A 16,871-nucleotide genomic window follows, 5' to 3' on the forward strand; every position below is an offset into this window, starting at 1 on the left:
CCGGGGGGTGCCGACGCGCATCAGCGGCTGTAGAACTCGACGACCAGGTTCGGTTCCATCTGGACCGGATAGGGCACGTCGGACAGCTTCGGCGCACGGAGGAACTTGCCGCGCATCGCGCGGTGGTCGATCTCCATGTACTCGGGCACGTCGCGCTCGCCGGACTGGGCGGCGTCGAGCACGGCGACCAGTTGCTTCGACTTTTCCTTCACCTCGATCTGGTCGCCGTCCTTGACCAGGTAGGAGGGGATGTTCACGCGCTTGCCGTTCACGGTGATGTGGCCGTGGTTCACGAACTGGCGGGCGGCGAAGGGCGTCACGGCCAGCTTCATGCGGTAGACCACCGCGTCCAGCCGGCGCTCCAGCAGCTCGATCAGGTTCTCGGAGGTGTCGCCCTTCCGGCGCACGGCCTCGTCGTAGTACTTGCGGAACTGCTTTTCGCCGATGTTGCCGTAGTAGCCCTTGAGCTTCTGCTTCGCCATCAGCTGCACGCCGAAGTCGGTCGGCTTCTGCTTGCGGCGCTGGCCGTGCTGGCCGGGGCCGTATTCGCGCTTCGCGATGGGGGACTTGGCGCGGCCCCAGAGGTTCACGCCGAGGCGGCGGTTGATCTTGTACTTGGATTCGGCGCGCTTGGTCATGCGCTTGGTCCCCGCCGCGTTGCGCGGTCGGGCCTTCTTGCTGCGTGCCCCGAGGGGCTGTTGTCCCGGTAGGCCCCCGCCCGCGACTGGACGGCGACGGGCGCAGGCCCCGAAGGCCTGTCCACGTTCCCGGAAGGAAGCGGCGCTATAGGGGGGCGCGGGCGCGGTTGTCAAACGCGCGACCGGGCGGGCCGGGCCGCAGGTCCTCCGGACACCATGGTGCCGGGTTCCGAGGGCCTTTCGGCCCTCGGCGGGGTGGGTCCGGGAGGGGCGGCCCCCTCCCGGTTCCCCATTCCAAGCCGGGCGCAGTTGCTCTACTGCGCCGCCATGGTCACGCGCGAAGAGATCCTGGTCCTCGGCCTCACGGCCGGGGTGGTCGGTTCACTGGTCGGCGGGTTGATGCTCGGCATCGGCCTCGGCCTTGTCATCAACGGCGCCCATGCCGGCTGGCTGCTCGTGCTGCCGGCGGCGCCGGCGGCAGGCGGGCTCGGCCTGCTGCTGGCGCGCAAACTCGCGCGGAAGCTCAATCCGGGCTGATCCCGGCGCGGCGGATCAGGTCCCGCTTCACCGCCATATCGCGCGCGATCATCGCGGCGAAATCCTCGGGCGAGGAGACGTGGACGGTGTAGCCGTTCGGCGTCAGGTGGCGGTCGCGCACGGCGGGCACGGCCATCGCGGCGGCGATCGTGTCGCGGATCGCGCGCAGCATGGCGGGCGGGGTGCCGGCCGGCGCCAGCACGCCGAACCAGGTGCGCGGGTCGATGTCGTCATGCCCGGCCTCGGCGAGCGTCGGCACCTCGGGCAGTTGCGGCAGGCGCGTCGGCCGGCCGACCGCCAGCGCGCGCAGCGTGCCGGCGTCGAGGTGCTGGCGGGAGGAGGCGACGCCCGCCAGCGTCATCTGCACCTCGTTCGCGAGCGTCGCGACGACGGCCGGCGTCAGGCCGCGATAGGGCACGTGCGTCATCTGCACGCCCGCCTTGGCGGCGAGCCCGCCGAACAGCAGGTGCGGCTGGCTCGCCGTGCCATAGGACCCGTAGTTGAGCCGCCCTGGCGCGGCGCGCGCCGCCTCGACCAGCCCCGCCATGTCGCGCGCGGGGACGGAGGGATGCACCAGCACCATCTGGTGCACGTCGAGCAGCCAGGTGACGGGCGCCAGGTCGCGCACCGGGTCGTGCGGCAGGTTGCGGATCAGGTTCGGGTTGCCGGTGATGGAATTGTCGGCGGTCAGCAGCAGGGTGTGCCCGTCCGGCGCCGCCTTGGCGACCGCATCGGTGCCGGGGACGGTGGCGCCGCCGGGGCGGTTCTCGATCACGACAGGCTGGCCCCAGGCGGCGGAGAGCTGCTCGGCCAGCGCGCGGCCCAGCGCATCGAGCCCGCCGCCCGGCGGGAAGGGCACGACAATGCGCACCGGGCGCGACGGGAAGCCCTGCGCGCGCGCCACGGCAGGAAGCAGAAAGGCAGCGGCAGCGAGTGCCCGGCGGGAGAGCGTCATGGCGTGAACCCCAGGAAGGTGCGCAGCAGCCCGAGCGTCATGGCCGGCGCCTCGATCTCCGGAAGGTGCCCGATGCCGGCCGGATGTTCCAGCCGGGCGCCGGCGATGGCGGCCGCGACGGCGGCGCCGACCTCGGGCGGGTTCACGCGGTCCTCGGTGCCGGTGACGACGAGCGTCGGCGCGGCGATGCGGGGCGCGAAGTCGGCGACGACATCGGCGACATCCGTCGCGCGCGCCGCCGGCATCAGCCCGCGCGCATCCGTCGCCGCCACCATCCCCTGCACCAGCGCGGCCACCGCGGTGCCGCTGCCGGGTGCCACCAGCGCCTGCCAGCGGGTGCGCGCCAGTGCGACGCCGCCCGCCTCGATCGAGGCCGCACGCATCGCGAGCATCCGCGCGCGTTCCCCATCCCCCTTCCATCGCTGCCCGCGCGAGGTGCCGAGCAGCGCGAGCCGCGCGACGCGCCCCGGATGCCGCGCCGCCAGCGCCGCGCCGATGAGCGAACCGAAGGAGGAGCCAATGACATGCGCCGGCCCAGCGACGCCCAGCGCATCGAGCAGCGCGGCGGCAACATCGGCGTAGTCCTCCGCGCGCGGCGCGTCCGACGCGAAGGGGTCCGACATCAGATAGCCCGGCGCGTTCCAGGCGATGACCCGCGCGACAGGCGAGAGGCCCGCGAGGACGAAGCGCCAGCCCATGCTGTTGGCGCCGATGCCGTGCAGCAGCAGCACCGGCGGCCCCTGACCCGCCTCCATGAACGACAGCCGCGGCCCGGCCAGGCCGAGCGCGGCGGCGTCCACCTCCACGAAGCGGAGGTCGGGCAGCGGGGGCACGGGCGTGCCGTCGGGATGCGCGTTGGTCATGCGGGATCTGTCCAGGGCAGCGGCGGGTCGGGCGTCTCGGGCCGGCCGCGGCGCATGCGGCCGCGGGAGAGTTCGGTGACGACGCCGTGCAGCGTGCGCAGTTCCTGCTCCGTCACCTCGCCGCGCTCGAACCAGTGGCGGAGATTCCGCACCATCCCGGGGCGCTTCTCGGCAGTGTCGAGGAAGCCCGTCGCGTCGAGTTCGGCCACCAGCCGGTTCAGGAAGATGTCGAGTTCGCCCTTGGTCGCGACGCGCGTCTCGTTCGTCATGAGCGCGCGGGGCGGCGTGGCCTCGGCCGCGGTCCACCATTCATAGGCGAGGATCATCACCGCCTGCGCCAGGTTGAGCGACATGTGCGCGGGGTTGAGCGGGTAGCGCACCAGGGTGTCGGCGCAGGCCATGTCCTCGTTCTCGAGCCCCGCGCGCTCGGGGCCGAACAGCACGGCGGCGCGGAGGTTGCGCGCGGCGATGGCGCGCAGGTCCTCGGCCGCCGCGCGGGCGGTATGGACGGGGATGACGATGTGGCGCGGCCGCGGGCAGGTGGCGAGCACGCGATGGCAGTCGGCGACCGCGGCCGGCACGCTGTCGAAGACCTGCGCGGCATCGAGGATGGCATCCGCGCCGGAGGCGGCGGGATAGGCGTCCGGCTGCGGCCAGCCGTCGCGCGGCGCCACGATGCGCAGGTGGAACAGCCCGCCATTGGCCATGGCGCGCGCCGTGCTGCCGATGTTGCGCGCCATCTGCGGGCGGACGAGGACAATGACGGGGCTTTCGCCCGCCGGCGGCGTCAGCGCCGCGCGCCCATCCTTCCGCCCGCCGGTCACGCGCGGCGCCAGGTGGTGCCGCCCGGCCCGTCCTCCAGCAGGACGCCGCGGGCCTTGAGGTCGTCGCGGATGCGGTCGGCCGCCGCGAAATCCCGAGCCTTCCGGGCGGCGAGGCGGGCGGCGATGGCGGCCTCGATCTCGGCCGCGTCGTCGCCGCCCTGCAGCCAGGCGGCGGGGTCGTCGGTCGCGATGCCGAGGATGCCGGCGGCCTGCCGGAAGGCCGCGGCCGCGACGCCCGGCGCGGGCGGCGCCGACAGCCCCGCGCGCTCCATCGGCAGCGCGGGCGAACCCCCGACGGTGACCGCGTTCTCGAGCGTGCGCAGGTCGCGCAGGCGGGCGAGCGCGAGCGGCGTGTTGAGGTCGTCCAGCAGTGGCGCCAGCGCCCAGTCGGCCAGGCGCGCGGCGGTCTCGCCGCCCGGCGCGGCCGGCGCGCGGGAGAGCATGGCGTAGTGGTCGTCGAGTTCCGCCTTGGCCTCCGCGAGCCCCTCCATCGTGAAGTCGAGCGAGGCGCGGTAATGCGTGCGCAGCAGCAGCAGGCGGAAGGCCTCCCCGGCCCAGGGGCCCTCAGCCAGGATGTCGCGCACGGTCATGAAGTTGCCGAGCGACTTCGACATCTTCTCCCCGTTCACGAGCAGCATGCCGTTGTGCATCCAGTAATGCGCGAAGGCGTGGCCGGGGAAGGCGCAGACGGATTGCGCGACCTCGTTCTCGTGGTGCGGGAAGATCAGGTCGTGGCCGCCGCCATGGATGTCGAATTCGGCGCCGAGGTGCTTCCACGACATGGCGGAGCATTCGATGTGCCAGCCAGGCCGCCCGCGCCCCCAGGGGCTGTCCCAGCCGGGCGTCGCGTCGTCGGACGGCTTCCACAGCACGAAATCCCCGGCGTCACGCTTGTAGGGCGCGACATCCACGCGCGCGCCGGCGAGCAGTTCGTCCGGGCTGCGGCCCGAAAGTTTCCCGTAGTCGGCGAAGGACGGCACGCTGAACATCACATGCCCGTCGGCGGCATAGGCGTGGCCATTGGCGATCAGGCGCTCGATCAGCGCGATCATCTCGGCGATGTGGCCCGTCGCGCGGGGCTCGACATCCGGCGGCAAGGCGCCGAGCGCCGCCATGTCGGCGTGGAAGTCGGCGGTGGTGCGGGCGGTGATGGCGGCGATCGGCTCGCCGCTCTCGCGCGAGCGGGCGTTGATCTTGTCGTCCACGTCCGTGATGTTCCGGGCGTAGGTGACGCGCGGATAGAGCCGCTTCAGCAGCCGGTAGAGCACGTCGAACACCACGACCGGCCGCGCATTGCCTAGATGCGCGAGGTCGTAGACGGTCGGGCCGCAGACATACATGCGGACATGGGCCGGGTCGATCGGGACGAAGCGGCGCTTCGAACGCGCGGCGCTGTCGTGGAGCATCAGGTCTGTCATGGCGGTCCGTCGTCGGCGGAGGTCTGGGGCGTCACGCGAAGCGCGCGGGACATCTGCATGCAGGCGCGCGGGGAAGGACCTTCCCCGGAAGGGAAGTTCAACAACAGGGCGCGGCTGCGCGGGGCCTGGACGCGGACATGGGTTGCTTTGTGCGCCGATCCCCGGTCGGATTCAAGCGCCGGCCGAGATGCGCAGCCGGAACGCCGCCCTGTCCCGCCCGATCAGCGGCAGCAGGGTCGCGAGGTCCGGGCCGTGCTCCTCCCCGGTCAGGGCCAGCCGCAGCGGCAGGAACAGCGCCTTGCCCTTGCGCCCCGTCGCTTCCTTCAGCGCGCCCGTCCAGGCGGACCAGGTGGCGCCGTCCCAGGGCCCGGGCGGCAGGGCGGCCAGCGCGGCGGCGAGGAAATCATGCTCGCCCTCCTGCAGCGGCGGCACGATGGTGCCGCGCACGATGTCGAACCAGGGGCGGGCTTCGCGCAGCAGGTCGAGGTTGCCGCGCACCGCGAGCCACCAGGCCTCGTCCGCGCCCTCGGGCAGCCGGTCCCGGACCGCGTCGAAGGGCGCTTCGTGCAGCACGCGGCGGTTCAGCACGAGCATCTGGCGCGTGTCGAAGCGCGCCGTGGCATGCGAGACGCGGGTGATGTCGTAGGCGGCGACGAGGTCGCGCGGCAGCCCCGGCACCGGGTCGGCCGAGGTGCCGAGCGCGGCGAGATACCCCGCCAGCGCCGCCGGCTCGATGCCGTCCTTGCGCAGGTGCCGGAGCGAGATCGAGCCGAGGCGCTTGGACAGCGCGCCGCCGGCCTCGTCGGTCAGCAGCGGCAGGTGCGCGAAGGTCAGGTGCATAGGGTTGCCGCCAAGCGCGGCATAGAGGTCGAGCTGGATGCCGGTGTTGGTGACGTGGTCCTCGCCGCGGATGACGTGCGTCACCGCCATCTCGAGGTCGTCCACGACCGAGGTGAAGGTGTAGAGCGGCGAGCCGTCCGCGCGCACCAGCACGGGGTCGGAGATGGCGGAGAGCTTCACGCTGCGCTCCCCCAGCACCAGGTCGCGCCAGCCGACCGTGCGAGGCGAGAGCATGAAGCGCCAGTAGGGCTGCTTGCCATTGGCGATGGCGCGGGCGACCTGCTCGGGCGTCATGCGCAGCGCCTCACGGTCATAGAGGGGCGGCTTGCCCTCGCGGCGGCGGCGCTCGCGCTTGTAGGCGAGTTCCTCCTCGGTCTCGAAGCAGGGGTAGAGGCGGCCGGCGGCCTTCAGGCGCTCGGCGGCGGCGGCATAGCGATCGAGCCGGTCGGACTGCGCGACGCGCTCATCCCAGTCGAGGCCGAGCCAGCGGAGGTCTTCCTCGATCGCGGCCGCGAATTCAGGCTTCGAGCGTTCGAGGTCGGTGTCGTCCAGGCGCAGCACGAAGGCGCCGCCGTGCCGGCGCGCATGTAGCCAGTTGGCGAGTGCGACGCGGGCGTTGCCGACATGCAGCAGGCCGGTGGGGGATGGCGCGAAGCGGAGTTTCATCGGTTGGGATCGAGTGCCTGGTAGTCGGTGTCGGCGCGGCGCGTGGCCGGGGTCGCGATGCAGTGGTCGAGCCAGGGCGCCAGGGTGAAGCCCGGCGCCATGGCGTATTCGCCGAACATCATGAAGGCCTGCCGGAGCGCCGCGGGATCGGGGTAGGCGGCGCGCAGGTGCTCGACCTGGTCGCGCACGAAGCGGCGGGCGTATTCGGCGGCGGCTTCCTCCGTGCGGAAGCCGTCCACCGTCCATTCCTCGTCCGGGTCCTGGTAATGGGCGAAGTCGCCGCAGAGGACGGCGTGGGTCACGCCTCCTCCTCCTCGTCGCCCTCGTCGCGGCGGGGGTCGAGGATGCGCCAGTTGCGTTCCTCGGCGTCGCGCACGGGGGTGTCGGCAAAGTCCTTCAGTTCCGACCGGCTTACCCAGGCGTCGTCGCCCGCGCCCAGCACCTCGGCGTCCTCGCCATAGGCGAACCAGGCGTCGAGCACGGCCTTGGCGTCAAGGCCGGGGGCGCGGCAGCGCTCGACGGAATCGCGGACGTAGCGGCGGGCGAAGGCGTTGGCGTGCTCGATGCCGGTGAAGCCCGTGACGGTCTCGACCGGCTCGGATCCGTTGGCGCCGGACAGGTCCATGATCTGCACGGCGCATTCGCCGCGGGGGAAGACCTCGGCCTCGAATTCGCCGGTCATGACACCAGCGCCGTAAAGCCATTGGTGATCGGATACCGGCGGTCGCGGCCGAAGGCGCGCGCCGTGATCTTCACGCCCGGCGGCGCCTGGCGGCGCTTGTATTCCGCGCGGTCGAGCAGCTTCCAGACGCGCAGGACCGTCGCGCGGTCGAAGCCTTCGGCCACCAGCGCATCGACCGACTTCTCGCCCTCCACCAGCCCTTCCAGGATCGCGTCCAGCACCTCGTAGGGCGGCAGGCTGTCCTGGTCCTTCTGGTCGGGGCGGAGTTCCGCGCTCGGCGGCTTGGTGATCACGCGCTCGGGCATCACGGCGCCGGTGGGGCCCAGCGCGCCCGCCGGCACATGCGCGTTGCGCCAGCGGCAGAGCGCGAAGACGGTCGTCTTGTAGACATCCTTCAGCACCGAATAGCCGCCCGCCATGTCGCCGTAGATGGTCGCGTAGCCGGTCGACATCTCGGACTTGTTGCCGGTGGTCAGCAGCATGTCGCCGAATTTGTTGGACAGCGCCATCAGCGTCACGCCGCGGATGCGGGACTGGATGTTTTCTTCCGTGATGTCGGGCGGGCGGTTGCCGAAGGCGGGCGCGAGCATCGCGCCGAAGGCCGCCATCGCGGGGCCGATGCCGATCGTGTCGTACCGGATGCCGAGCAGCCGCGCGCATTCGGCGGCGTCCTCCAGGCTTTCCGTGCTCGTGTAGGGCGATGGCATCATCACGCAGCGCACGCGGTCGGCGCCCAGCGCATCGACCGCGACCGCGGCCGAGATGGCGGAATCGATGCCGCCCGACAGCCCCAGCACCACGCCGGGGAAGCCGTTCTTGCCGACGTAGTCGCGCAGGCCCAGCACCATCGCGCCGTAGATCTGCTCAAGCCGCGGCAGGGGCTTCACGACGGCCCCCTGCGCGGCGACCAGCCGGTCGCCTTCCCGCCGCCATTCGGTCAGGCGCACCTCCTCGGCGAACATCGGCAACAGGTGCGCGAGGCCGCGGTCGGGGTTCATGACGAAGGACGCGCCTTCGAAGACCAGCTCGTCCTGGCCGCCCACCTGGTTGACGAAGACGAAGCCGAGGCCCGTCTCCACCACCCGCTGCACGGCGAGGTCGATCCGTGCCTCGTGCTTCTCCGCCTCGAAGGGGGAGCCGTTGATCGCGATCAGGATCTCGGCGCCCGTCTCGCAGAGCGTCTCGGAGACGCTCGGGAACCACCAGTCCTCGCAGATCATGAGGCCGAGGCGGAAGCCGCGGAACGGCACCGGGCCGGGCGCGGGGCCGGCGTCGAACACCCGCTTGTCGTCGAAGACGCCGTAATTCGGCAGTTCGTGCTTGGCGCGGTGCGCGACGATCCGCCCGCCATCCAGCAGGAACAGCCCGTTGTGCAGCAGGTCCCCGTTCCGCCAGGGGCCGCCGACGACCAAGCCCGGGCCGCCATCGGCGGTCTCGGCGGCGAGATTCGCGATCGCTTCCTCGCAGGCCGTCACGAAGGCGGGCTTCTTGACCAGGTCCTCGGGCGGGTAGCCGGCGATGGAGAATTCCGGCGTCACCACCAGGTCGGCGCCGAGGCGCGCGGCCTCGGCGCGCGCGCGGCGGATGCGATCCGCATTCGCGAGGATCGCGCCCTCATGCGGGTTGATCTGGGCAAGCGCGATCTTCAGCGTGTGGGCCATGGTGCGCGGAACCTAGGGAGCGGGGGGCACAGGGTCAACGCGCGCCGCCCATGCCGAGCAGCATCCCCGCCGAGACGAGCACGATGGCCAGCAGCGCCGGCAGGCCGAGCGCCTCCCCCAGCAGCGGCACGCCCGCGAGCGCGACCAGCCCCGGCACCGCCGCCCCGATCATGGTCGTGACCGCCGGCCCGAGCGCCGCGACCGAGCGGGTGAAGAGGATGCCCGCGAGCACCGCCGCCCCGCCGCCCTGGAAGGCCGCCTGCCCCAGCAGGGTGCCCCAGGCGGCGCCGGACATCCCGGAGGGCAGGAAGAACCACCAGACCGGCAGGTAGAGGGGCGCCGCGGCCAGCCCGATGGCCACGGTGGTGTCGAGCGCCGGAAGCCGCCAGCGCTGCACCAGGAGCGTATAGACGCCCCAGGAGGAGACGGCGGCGAGGAACAGCAGGTCGCCGCGCCAGGCGCCGGCCCAGTCCCCGCCGGACAGCCCGGCCAGGGCGAGGCTGCCCAGCGCGATCAGCCCGAGCCCGAGCGCCTGCCGCCCGCCGATCCGGCTCATGCCCACCAGGAGGCCGAGCAGCGCCGTGACCGCCGGCAGCCCCGCCGCCATGACCGTCGCCCCGTGCGCCGCCGGCGCCAGGTGGTAGCCGGCATAGGCAAGCAGCGGGAAGCCAAAGCCCGCGAAGGCCAGCACGGGCGGCAGGCGGCGCGGCGCGATCCGCGGCAGGCCGCGCAGCGCGACGAAGGGCAGCACGCAGAGGAAGGCGCCGCCGTAGCGCAGCGCGGCAACGTCCCAGGAGGTCAGCGTGTCCCGCACCACGAAGCGGGAGACGAGGTGGAATGCCGCCCACACGACCAGGAGCAGGCCGGCGCAGAGCCAGCCGACACGCCGGTCCTGCGCCGCGCTGCCGGTCATCGGTCGCGCGGCCGGCCGCGCCTCAGGCCGGGGATCCGTTCTTCCGCCGTGCCTCGCCGTGCCGGAGCAGGAACTCGCGGCCGACCTTCACGCGCGGGACGCCGTCGTACTCGACGATGTCCGCCGTGGCGTAGGTCTCGCTCCAGGCGTCGGGGATGAAGGACCCCGTGCCGACCACGTCGATCGGCGCGCGGGCCTCGGCCATGACGCGGCACTTGCCGACGCCGAAGCCGGAGGAGGCGACGATGCGCACCTTGGGGAAGCCCGCCTGGTCCAGCGCCTCGCGCATCTTCCAGATGGCGGCGGCCGAGACGCCGGTGCCGACCAGGTGGCGCAGTTCCGTCTCGCTGCGGTAGCGGCGGATCGCGCCCGGCGCGTGGCGTTCCAGCACGGCATAGGATTCCGCCGGGTCGAGCCCCTCGAGGAAGCGCCCGCCATGGGTGTCGAGGCGCATCGCCAGCCGCCCCTCGGCGGCCAGCGCCGGGAAGCGCTCGGCCACGGCCAGCGCATCCGTCACCTCCCGCCCGAAATAATCCACCAGCACGGTCAGCGGCTGGTCAGGGAAGGTCTCGTGGAACATCTCGGCGGCGCGGAGCGTGCTGCCGGCGTAGCCGATCAGGGCATGCGGCATCGTGCCGAAGCCGGCCTTCTGCCCGAACCAGTGCGCCGTCGCGTCGTTGGCGTTGCCGATGAAGCCCCGCGCCCCTTCCTTCTGCGCGGCGCGGGAGCCCACGGAGGCGGCGTAGGCCATCATCTCCTGCATCTCGGCGCCCGCGCAGTGGCGCGCCTCCATGGCGAGGAAGGCCACCTTCGGCAGCTCGGCGCACATCTGGTAGGCGTTGTGCGCCGCGACGCAGGCGGCGCCCAGTTTCTGCAGCAGGATGGTCTCGAGGTCCGACAGCGCGACGAAGGACCCGGTGATGTAGAGCAGCGGGTCGCCCGCGCCGACCCACTGGCCTTCATCGTGCATCACGTCGATGCGCACGTCGGTGCCGCGCGCGGCGGCGACGGCGCGCAGCCAGTCCAGCATCAGCCGCGGCGCCGAGACCACCGGGCGGCGCAGGAACACGGCGTAGGTGACGCGCGCATCGCCGAAGCGGGCCACGATCTGCTTCGTGCGCGTGAAGTAGCTGTCGGTGCGCGCCGTGATGTGGGCGTCCGAGGTCTCGGCCGGCGCCGCGGGCCCGTCCCGCCGTGCCAGCCCGGTGGCGAGCGCCGCGCCCAGCGTGCCGCCGCCGAGCGGGGCGGGCTTGTTCATTGCGCCGCCTGGGCGGGCGCCGCCTGGCCGGCGCCCTTGCGCGCCTTCAGCTCCTCGGCGATCAGGAAGGCGAGCTCGAGCGACTGCTCGGCATTGAGCCGCGGGTCGCAGGAAGTCGCGTAGTTGGCCGCGAGGTCCGTCTCGCTCAGCCGGTGGGCGCCGCCGAGGCACTCCGTCACGTCGCTGCCGGTCATCTCGACATGCACGCCGCCGGCGATGGTGCCCTCGGCCGCATGGACGTCGAAGAAGCCGCGCACCTCGGCCAGGATGCTGTCGAAGGCGCGGGTCTTGTAGGCGCCGACGGTCGTCGTGTTGCCGTGCATCGGGTCGCAGAGCCAGGTGACGTTGCGCCCGGCGTCGCGCACGGCGCGCACCAGGGGGGCCAGCTTCGCCTCCACCTTGTCGTGCCCCATGCGGGAGATGAGCGTGAGCCGCCCCTTCTCGTTCGCCGGGTTCAGGATCTCGGTCAGGCGCACGAGTTCGGCCGCGTCCATGCTGGGCCCGACCTTCATGCCGATGGGGTTCCTGACGCCGCGCAGGAATTCCACATGCGCGCCGTCCGGCTGGCGCGTACGGTCGCCGATCCAGAGGAAATGGGCGGAGCACGCATAGGCGTCGCCGGTGGTGGAATCGACGCGCGTCAGCGCCTGCTCGTAGGGCAGCAGCAGGCTCTCGTGGCTCGTGTAGAAGTCGGTCTCGCGCACCTGGGGCAGGTCCGACATGCCGCAGGCCTGCATGAAGTTCAGCGTCTGGTCGATACGGGTCGCGAGGTCGTCGTACCGCCCGGCCAGCGGGCTGCGCGCCACGAAGCCGAGGTTCCAGCGATGGACGTGGTGGAGGTCGGCATAGCCGCCCGTCGCGAAGGCGCGCAACAGGTTCATGGTGCCGGCCGACTGCATGTACGCGAATTCCATGCGCGCCGGGTCGGGGATGCGGGCCTCGGCCGTGAAGTCCGGGCCGTTCACGATGTCCCCGCGATAGGAGGGCAGCGTCACGCCGTCCTTGGTCTCGGTGTCGCTGCTGCGCGGCTTGGCGAACTGCCCGGCCATGCGTCCGAGCTTCACCACCGGCACCTGGCCGCCGAAGGTCAGCACGACCGCCATCTGGAGCAGCACGCGGAAGGTGTCGCGGATGATGTTGGCGGTGAAGTCGCCGAAGCTCTCGGCGCAGTCGCCGCCCTGCAGGACGAAGGCCTCGCCGTCGCCGGCGCGCGCAAGTGCTGACCGGAGGCGCCGGGCCTCGCCTGCAAAAACCAGCGGGGGAAATCGCGCGATCTTCCCTTCCATGGCGGCAAGCGCCGCCTGGTCCGGATAGTCCGGCACCTGCCGGATCGGCATCGCCCGCCATGAATCGGGGCTCCAGCCTCGCGCGGTCATTGTCTGGCACTCTCCCTCAACGAAGTCGGGCACCATAGCCGCGCGGCAGGGGATGGGGGAAGCCGCGCCGGCATGGCAGGGTGGCGGCTCAGCCATGGCGGGGGATCGGGGCGATGGACGGCAAGGACGCGGCGGCGATCCTGATGCAGGGCGCGGTGCAGGCGGGGAAGGTGCCGGGCATCGCGATCGCGGCCGGCGGGCGGGAGGAGGCCGGCTTCGCGGCCGGCTTCGGCGTCCGGCGGCTCGGCGCGCCGGAGGCCATGGCGCCCGACACGGTGGTCTGGATCGCGTCGATGACCAAGGCCATCACGGCGACGGCGGCGATGCGGCTGGTCGAGGCCGGGCGGCTCGCGCTCGACGCCCCGGCCGCCGAGGCCGTGCCGGCGCTGGGCGCCGTGCAGGTGCTGGAGGGGTTCGACGATGCCGGCCGGCCGCGGCTGCGCGCGCCGAAGCGCCCCGTGACGCTGCGCCACCTGCTGACCCATACCTCGGGCTTCGGCTACGACATGTGGAGCGGGGAGCTCGGCCGATACCGCAAGGCGACCGGCACGCCAGCCGTCACCACCTGCCGCGATGCCGCGCTCGGCCTGCCCTTGCTGTTCGACCCCGGGGAGGGCTGGACCTACGGCATCGGCATCGACTGGGTCGGCAAGATGGTGGAGGCCGCGAGCGGCGAGCGGCTCGGCGCGCATCTGGACCGCACGCTGTTCGCCCCGCTCGGCATGGCGGACACGGCCTTCCGCCTGCGCGACGACATGCGGGCGCGGCTCGCGCCGGTCCATGCGCGGGCAGCGGACGGGTCGCTGGCGCCGATCGCGCTCGAGGTCGAGCAAGACCCGGAATTCGAGATGGGCGGCGGCGGGCTCTATTCCACGGCGCGCGACTACCTCGCCTTCGCGCGCATGATCCTGAACGGCGGGCGGCATGGGCGCGACCGCCTGCTGAAGCCCGAGACGGTGGCCGAGATGGCGCGCGACCAGATCGGGCCGTTGTCCGTCACGCCGATGAAGACCGCCGCGCCGGCGGCGACGAACGACGTGGATTTCTTTCCCGGCCTGCCCTGCGGCTGGGGCCTATCCTTCCTGGTCAACCGCAAGACGACGCCCGAGGGGCGCTCGGCCGGCGGGCTGGCCTGGGCTGGGTTGGCCAACACCTACTACTGGATCGACCATGGGCGCGGCACGGCGGGGGTGTTCCTGACGCAGGTCATGCCGTTCTTCGACGCGAAGGCGGTCGGGCTGTTCCGGGCGTTCGAGGCGCGGATGAACGGGCTGTGAGGGGGCATGGGGGGCTCCGCCCCCTCTTCGCCTACTCCGCCGCCTGCGACCGCGTCGCGAAGAACCGGTTCTCCGGCCTCGGCAGCCCGAGGTGCTCCCGCAGCGTCGTGCCTTCGTAGTCCTGCCGGAAGATCCCGCGCCGCTGCAGTTCCGGCACCACCCGGTCGACGAAGGCGTCGAGCCCTTCCGGCACGAAGGGGAACATCACGTTGAATCCGTCGCAGGCGCGGCTTTCCAGCCATTCCTGCATCTCGTCCGCGATGGTCTGCGGCGTGCCGACGATGGCGGCGCCGCCGTAGCCGCCCAGGCGCTGGGCGAGCTGGCGGACCGTCAGGTTCTCGCGCCGGGCCATGGCGATGGCCCGCTCGCGGCCGGATTTGCTGGCCTCGGTGTCCGGTATCTCGGGCAGGGGTCCGTCCGGGTCGAAGGCGCGGGCGTCGACGCCGAGCGCGATGGAGAGCGCGCCGATTGCGCTTTCGTAATGGACCAGGCTGTCGAGCCTGGCGCGCTTCTCCTTCGCGGCCTCGACCGTGTGGCCCACCACGACCAGCGCGCCCGGCAGGATCCTGATGTGATCGGGGTTGCGGCCGACGGCCGCCGCGCGGGACTTCACGTCCGCGTAGAAGGCCTGCGCGTCGGCGATCGGGCCGCCGGCGGCGAAGACCATCTCGGCGGTCTCGGCCGCGAGTTGGCGGCCGGCATCCGATGCGCCCGCCTGCACGATCAGCGGCCAGCCCTGCACGGGGCGGGCGACGTTGAGCGGGCCGCGCACGCTGAGCTCCGGCCCGACATGGTTGAGCACGTGCATCTTCGCAGGGTCCCAGAAGATGCCGCTCTCGACGTCGCGGATGAAGGCGTCGTCGGCGAAGCTGTCCCAGAGCCCGGTGACGACCTCGTAGAATTCGCGCGCCCGCTTGTAGCGCTCGCCATGGGCCATATGGGCGTCATGGCCGAAATTCTGCGCCGCGTCCGGGTTTGCGGTGGTGACAACGTTCCACCCGGCGCGTCCGTTCGAGATGTGGTCCAGCGAGGCGAACTTCCGGGCTACGTGATAGGGGTCGTTGTAGGTGGTGGAGGCGGTCGCGATCAGACCGATGCGCTCGGTGACCGCGGCGAGCGCGGGCAGCAGCGTCAGCGGGTCGAAGGACGTGACGGTGTGGCTCCGGCGCAGCGCCTCGATCGGCATGTTCAGCAGCGCGAGGTGGTCCGCCATGAAGAAGGCGTCGAACTTGCCGGCTTCGAGCTTCTGGATGAGCGCCTTGAGGCGTGGGAAGGAGAAGTTCGCGTCCGGCCAGGCGCCGGGGTAGCGCCAGGCCCCGGCGTGGATCGAGACGGGGCGCATGAAGGCGCCGAGATGCAGGCGACGCGTGGCAGGCATGGGCTGTTCCTGAACGGGATGCCGGCCACGCAGGCCAGCACTGCTTGCCGGGGTAGGTCGTCTCTACGGCCGGGCGATGCAAGGTGCGCCGCGCGCCGCCGACGCAGCAGCGAAATCCTTGCGCCGGGGACGGAGCCGGGAGCGTATCCAGCCGTCCCGCGCCGGTTGCGGGGAAGGACCTTCCCCGCCCTATTGCGCTGCGGCAGCCTCGGGGACACCGGCTTCGCGCGTGCGCGTGCGCAGCGTCACGAATTCCTCGGCCGCCGTGGGGTGGATGCCGATGGTGCGGTCGAAATCCTGCTTGGTCGCGCCCATGCCGACCGCGATGCCGATGCCCTGCATGATCTCGGCCGAATCCTCGCCCAGCATGTGCGCGCCCAGCACCTTCTGGGTGCGCTGGCAGACCACCAGCTTCATCAGCGTCCGCCGTCCGTCGCGCTTGCTGATGGTGTGGCGCATCGGCGTGAAGCGCGTGACGTAGACATCGACGGGGCCGCGTGCGGCGGCGTCGGCTTCCGTGAGCCCGACGGTCGCGATCGGCGGGGTCATGAACACGGCGGTGGGCACGTTCTCGTAGGAGGCGCGGCGCGGGTTGCCGCCGAACAGCGTGTCGGCCAGCGCATGGCCGACGGCGGTCGCCATGGGCGTGAGGTTCACGCGGTCGATCACGTCGCCGATGGCATGGATGTGGGGCTGCGCGGTCCGGTGGTCGTCATCGACCGGGATGGCGCCACCGGCCGTCACCGCGATTCCCGCGCGGTCGAGCCCGAGTCCCGCCGTGTTCGGCGCGCGGCCGGTGCAGAAGAAGACGGCGTCGGCCTCCCGCATGAAGGTGCTGCCGCCGGTGACCATCAGCTGGTCGTCCACGCGTTCGATGCGCGCGGGGGTGACATCCGGGTTCAGGCGGATGCCGTTGGCGGCCAGCGATTCGGCCGCCGCGGCGCGCACATCCTCGTCGAAGCCGCGCAGCGGCAGGGCGGCGCGGTACATCAGATCCACCTCGGCGCCCAGGCCGCGCAGGATGGAGGCGAATTCGACCGCGATGTAGCCGGCGCCGATGACGATGGCGCGCTTCGGCAGCGCCTTCAGCGTGAACAGGTCGTCCGAGACCAGGCCAAGTTCGGCGCCGGGCATGTCGAGCCGCGTCGGCGTGCCGCCGGTGGCGACGACGATGCGCTCCGCCGTCACGCGCTGGCCGCCGACATCGAGCATATGCGGGTCGAGGAAGCTCGCGCGCGCGTCGAAGGCGGTGACGCCGGCGCCGGCCAGCAGCTTGCCGTAGATGCCCGACAGGCGGGCGACCTCGGCGTCCCGCGCCGCGGCCAGCCTGGCCCAGTCATGGCCGGCCACCGAGATGTCCCACCCGAAGGCGGCGGCATCCCCGGCCCAGGCGCCGTATTCAGCGGCGTTGACCATGATCTTCTTGGGCACGCAGCCGACATTGACGCAGGTGCCGCCCCAGAAGCGTTCCTCGGCCACCGCCACGCGGGCGCCGTGGCCCGCCGCGATGCGCGCCAGCCGCACGCCGGCCGAGCCGCCGCCGATGACAAACAGGTCGAAGTCGTAGGCCATGTGCGAGTTCCGT

16 protein-coding genes are annotated in these 16,871 nt (G+C 72.2%); 2 read left to right on the plus strand and 14 right to left on the minus strand.

Annotated features, from left to right (window positions below):
• Positions 1-20: 20 nt before the first annotated feature.
• Entirely contained in the window at positions 21-638 is a 618-nt protein-coding gene (rpsD, locus tag E8M80_RS02265) for a 30S ribosomal protein S4 (RefSeq protein WP_137124016.1), read from the minus strand.
• A gap of 327 nt (positions 639-965) precedes the next feature.
• Here rpsD and E8M80_RS02270 point away from each other — a divergent pair, with 327 nt between their 5' ends.
• Positions 966-1,175 (plus strand): hypothetical protein, encoded by a 210-nt coding sequence (locus tag E8M80_RS02270; RefSeq protein ID WP_137124017.1) that lies wholly within the window; start codon positions 966-968, stop codon positions 1,173-1,175.
• Here the strand turns inward: E8M80_RS02270 and E8M80_RS02275 are convergent.
• The 11 genes from E8M80_RS02275 to E8M80_RS02325 all read right to left on the minus strand — a co-directional run bounded on the left by E8M80_RS02275 (position 1,162) and on the right by E8M80_RS02325 (position 12,631).
• The gene (locus E8M80_RS02275) at positions 1,162-2,130 is read right to left on the minus strand and encodes a tripartite tricarboxylate transporter substrate binding protein (RefSeq protein ID WP_137124018.1); all 969 of its coding nucleotides are present in this window, start codon (positions 2,128-2,130) and stop codon (positions 1,162-1,164) included. The genes E8M80_RS02270 and E8M80_RS02275 overlap by 14 nt on opposite strands.
• Complete coding sequence (locus tag E8M80_RS02280; protein ID WP_137124019.1) at positions 2,127-2,993, minus strand: alpha/beta fold hydrolase; 867 nt, start codon at positions 2,991-2,993, stop codon at positions 2,127-2,129. Before E8M80_RS02280 ends, E8M80_RS02275 begins: the two co-directional genes overlap by 4 nt.
• Positions 2,990-3,817: an RNA methyltransferase gene (locus E8M80_RS02285; RefSeq protein ID WP_170979153.1), complete on the minus strand. Its 828-nt coding sequence runs from the start codon at positions 3,815-3,817 to the stop codon at positions 2,990-2,992. The genes E8M80_RS02280 and E8M80_RS02285 overlap by 4 nt, the downstream gene beginning before the upstream one ends.
• Positions 3,814-5,235 carry a cysteine--tRNA ligase gene (gene cysS, locus E8M80_RS02290; protein WP_137124021.1) on the minus strand — a complete coding sequence of 474 codons (1,422 nt, stop codon included), beginning with the start codon at positions 5,233-5,235 and terminating at the stop codon, positions 3,814-3,816. Before cysS ends, E8M80_RS02285 begins: the two co-directional genes overlap by 4 nt.
• Before the next feature lie 171 nt (positions 5,236-5,406).
• The gene (gene gltX / locus E8M80_RS02295) at positions 5,407-6,741 is read right to left on the minus strand and encodes a glutamate--tRNA ligase (RefSeq protein WP_137124022.1); all 1,335 of its coding nucleotides are present in this window, start codon (positions 6,739-6,741) and stop codon (positions 5,407-5,409) included.
• Positions 6,738-7,043, minus strand: a complete 306-nt coding sequence (locus E8M80_RS02300) for a hypothetical protein (protein WP_137124023.1) — start codon at positions 7,041-7,043, stop codon at positions 6,738-6,740. The genes gltX and E8M80_RS02300 overlap by 4 nt, the downstream gene beginning before the upstream one ends.
• On the minus strand, positions 7,040-7,423 hold the full coding sequence (locus E8M80_RS02305) for a hypothetical protein (RefSeq protein ID WP_137124024.1): 384 nt from the start codon (positions 7,421-7,423) through the stop codon (positions 7,040-7,042). The genes E8M80_RS02300 and E8M80_RS02305 overlap by 4 nt, the downstream gene beginning before the upstream one ends.
• Positions 7,420-9,084: an NAD+ synthase gene (locus E8M80_RS02310; protein WP_137124025.1), complete on the minus strand. Its 1,665-nt coding sequence runs from the start codon at positions 9,082-9,084 to the stop codon at positions 7,420-7,422. Before E8M80_RS02310 ends, E8M80_RS02305 begins: the two co-directional genes overlap by 4 nt.
• A gap of 34 nt (positions 9,085-9,118) precedes the next feature.
• On the minus strand, positions 9,119-9,997 hold the full coding sequence (locus E8M80_RS02315) for a DMT family transporter (protein WP_137124026.1): 879 nt from the start codon (positions 9,995-9,997) through the stop codon (positions 9,119-9,121).
• A 22-nt stretch (positions 9,998-10,019) separates the two neighbouring features.
• Positions 10,020-11,255 (minus strand): nicotinate phosphoribosyltransferase, encoded by a 1,236-nt coding sequence (locus tag E8M80_RS02320; RefSeq protein ID WP_240789852.1) that lies wholly within the window; start codon positions 11,253-11,255, stop codon positions 10,020-10,022.
• The gene (locus tag E8M80_RS02325) at positions 11,252-12,631 is read right to left on the minus strand and encodes a class II 3-deoxy-7-phosphoheptulonate synthase (protein WP_137124027.1); all 1,380 of its coding nucleotides are present in this window, start codon (positions 12,629-12,631) and stop codon (positions 11,252-11,254) included. Before E8M80_RS02325 ends, E8M80_RS02320 begins: the two co-directional genes overlap by 4 nt.
• A 113-nt stretch (positions 12,632-12,744) precedes the next feature.
• Between E8M80_RS02325 and E8M80_RS02330 the strand changes: the two genes are divergently transcribed.
• On the plus strand, positions 12,745-13,908 hold the full coding sequence (locus E8M80_RS02330; protein ID WP_137124028.1) for a serine hydrolase: 1,164 nt from the start codon (positions 12,745-12,747) through the stop codon (positions 13,906-13,908).
• Positions 13,909-13,939: 31 nt separating this feature from the next.
• On the opposite strand, the gene E8M80_RS02335 is transcribed toward E8M80_RS02330, so the two are convergent.
• Positions 13,940-15,286, minus strand: coding sequence for an LLM class flavin-dependent oxidoreductase (locus E8M80_RS02335; protein ID WP_137124029.1), 1,347 nt, complete (start codon positions 15,284-15,286; stop codon positions 13,940-13,942).
• 189 nt (positions 15,287-15,475) lie between these two features.
• Entirely contained in the window at positions 15,476-16,858 is a 1,383-nt protein-coding gene (gorA, locus tag E8M80_RS02340) for a glutathione-disulfide reductase (RefSeq protein ID WP_137124030.1), read from the minus strand.
• Positions 16,859-16,871 lie beyond the last annotated feature (13 nt).

Origin of the sequence: Roseomonas sp. HF4 (assembly GCF_005222755.1) — a bacterium.
Lineage (GTDB): Bacteria > Pseudomonadota > Alphaproteobacteria > Acetobacterales > Acetobacteraceae > Neoroseomonas.

Coding starts and splice junctions, on each gene's coding strand:
- E8M80_RS02315 (WP_137124026.1), bottom strand. CDS start 9,997: ATGACCGGCAGCGCGGCGCAGGACCGGCGTGTCGGCTGGCTCTGCGCC.
- E8M80_RS02325 (WP_137124027.1), bottom strand. CDS start 12,631: ATGACCGCGCGAGGCTGGAGCCCCGATTCATGGCGGGCGATGCCGATC.
- E8M80_RS02270 (WP_137124017.1), top strand. CDS start 966: ATGGTCACGCGCGAAGAGATCCTGGTCCTCGGCCTCACGGCCGGGGTG.
- E8M80_RS02310 (WP_137124025.1), bottom strand. CDS start 9,084: ATGGCCCACACGCTGAAGATCGCGCTTGCCCAGATCAACCCGCATGAG.
- gorA (WP_137124030.1), bottom strand. CDS start 16,858: ATGGCCTACGACTTCGACCTGTTTGTCATCGGCGGCGGCTCGGCCGGC.
- E8M80_RS02335 (WP_137124029.1), bottom strand. CDS start 15,286: ATGCCTGCCACGCGTCGCCTGCATCTCGGCGCCTTCATGCGCCCCGTC.
- rpsD (WP_137124016.1), bottom strand. CDS start 638: ATGACCAAGCGCGCCGAATCCAAGTACAAGATCAACCGCCGCCTCGGC.
- E8M80_RS02280 (WP_137124019.1), bottom strand. CDS start 2,993: ATGACCAACGCGCATCCCGACGGCACGCCCGTGCCCCCGCTGCCCGAC.
- gltX (WP_137124022.1), bottom strand. CDS start 6,741: ATGAAACTCCGCTTCGCGCCATCCCCCACCGGCCTGCTGCATGTCGGC.
- E8M80_RS02320 (WP_240789852.1), bottom strand. CDS start 11,255: ATGAACAAGCCCGCCCCGCTCGGCGGCGGCACGCTGGGCGCGGCGCTC.
- E8M80_RS02275 (WP_137124018.1), bottom strand. CDS start 2,130: ATGACGCTCTCCCGCCGGGCACTCGCTGCCGCTGCCTTTCTGCTTCCT.
- cysS (WP_137124021.1), bottom strand. CDS start 5,235: ATGACAGACCTGATGCTCCACGACAGCGCCGCGCGTTCGAAGCGCCGC.
- E8M80_RS02305 (WP_137124024.1), bottom strand. CDS start 7,423: ATGACCGGCGAATTCGAGGCCGAGGTCTTCCCCCGCGGCGAATGCGCC.
- E8M80_RS02330 (WP_137124028.1), top strand. CDS start 12,745: ATGGACGGCAAGGACGCGGCGGCGATCCTGATGCAGGGCGCGGTGCAG.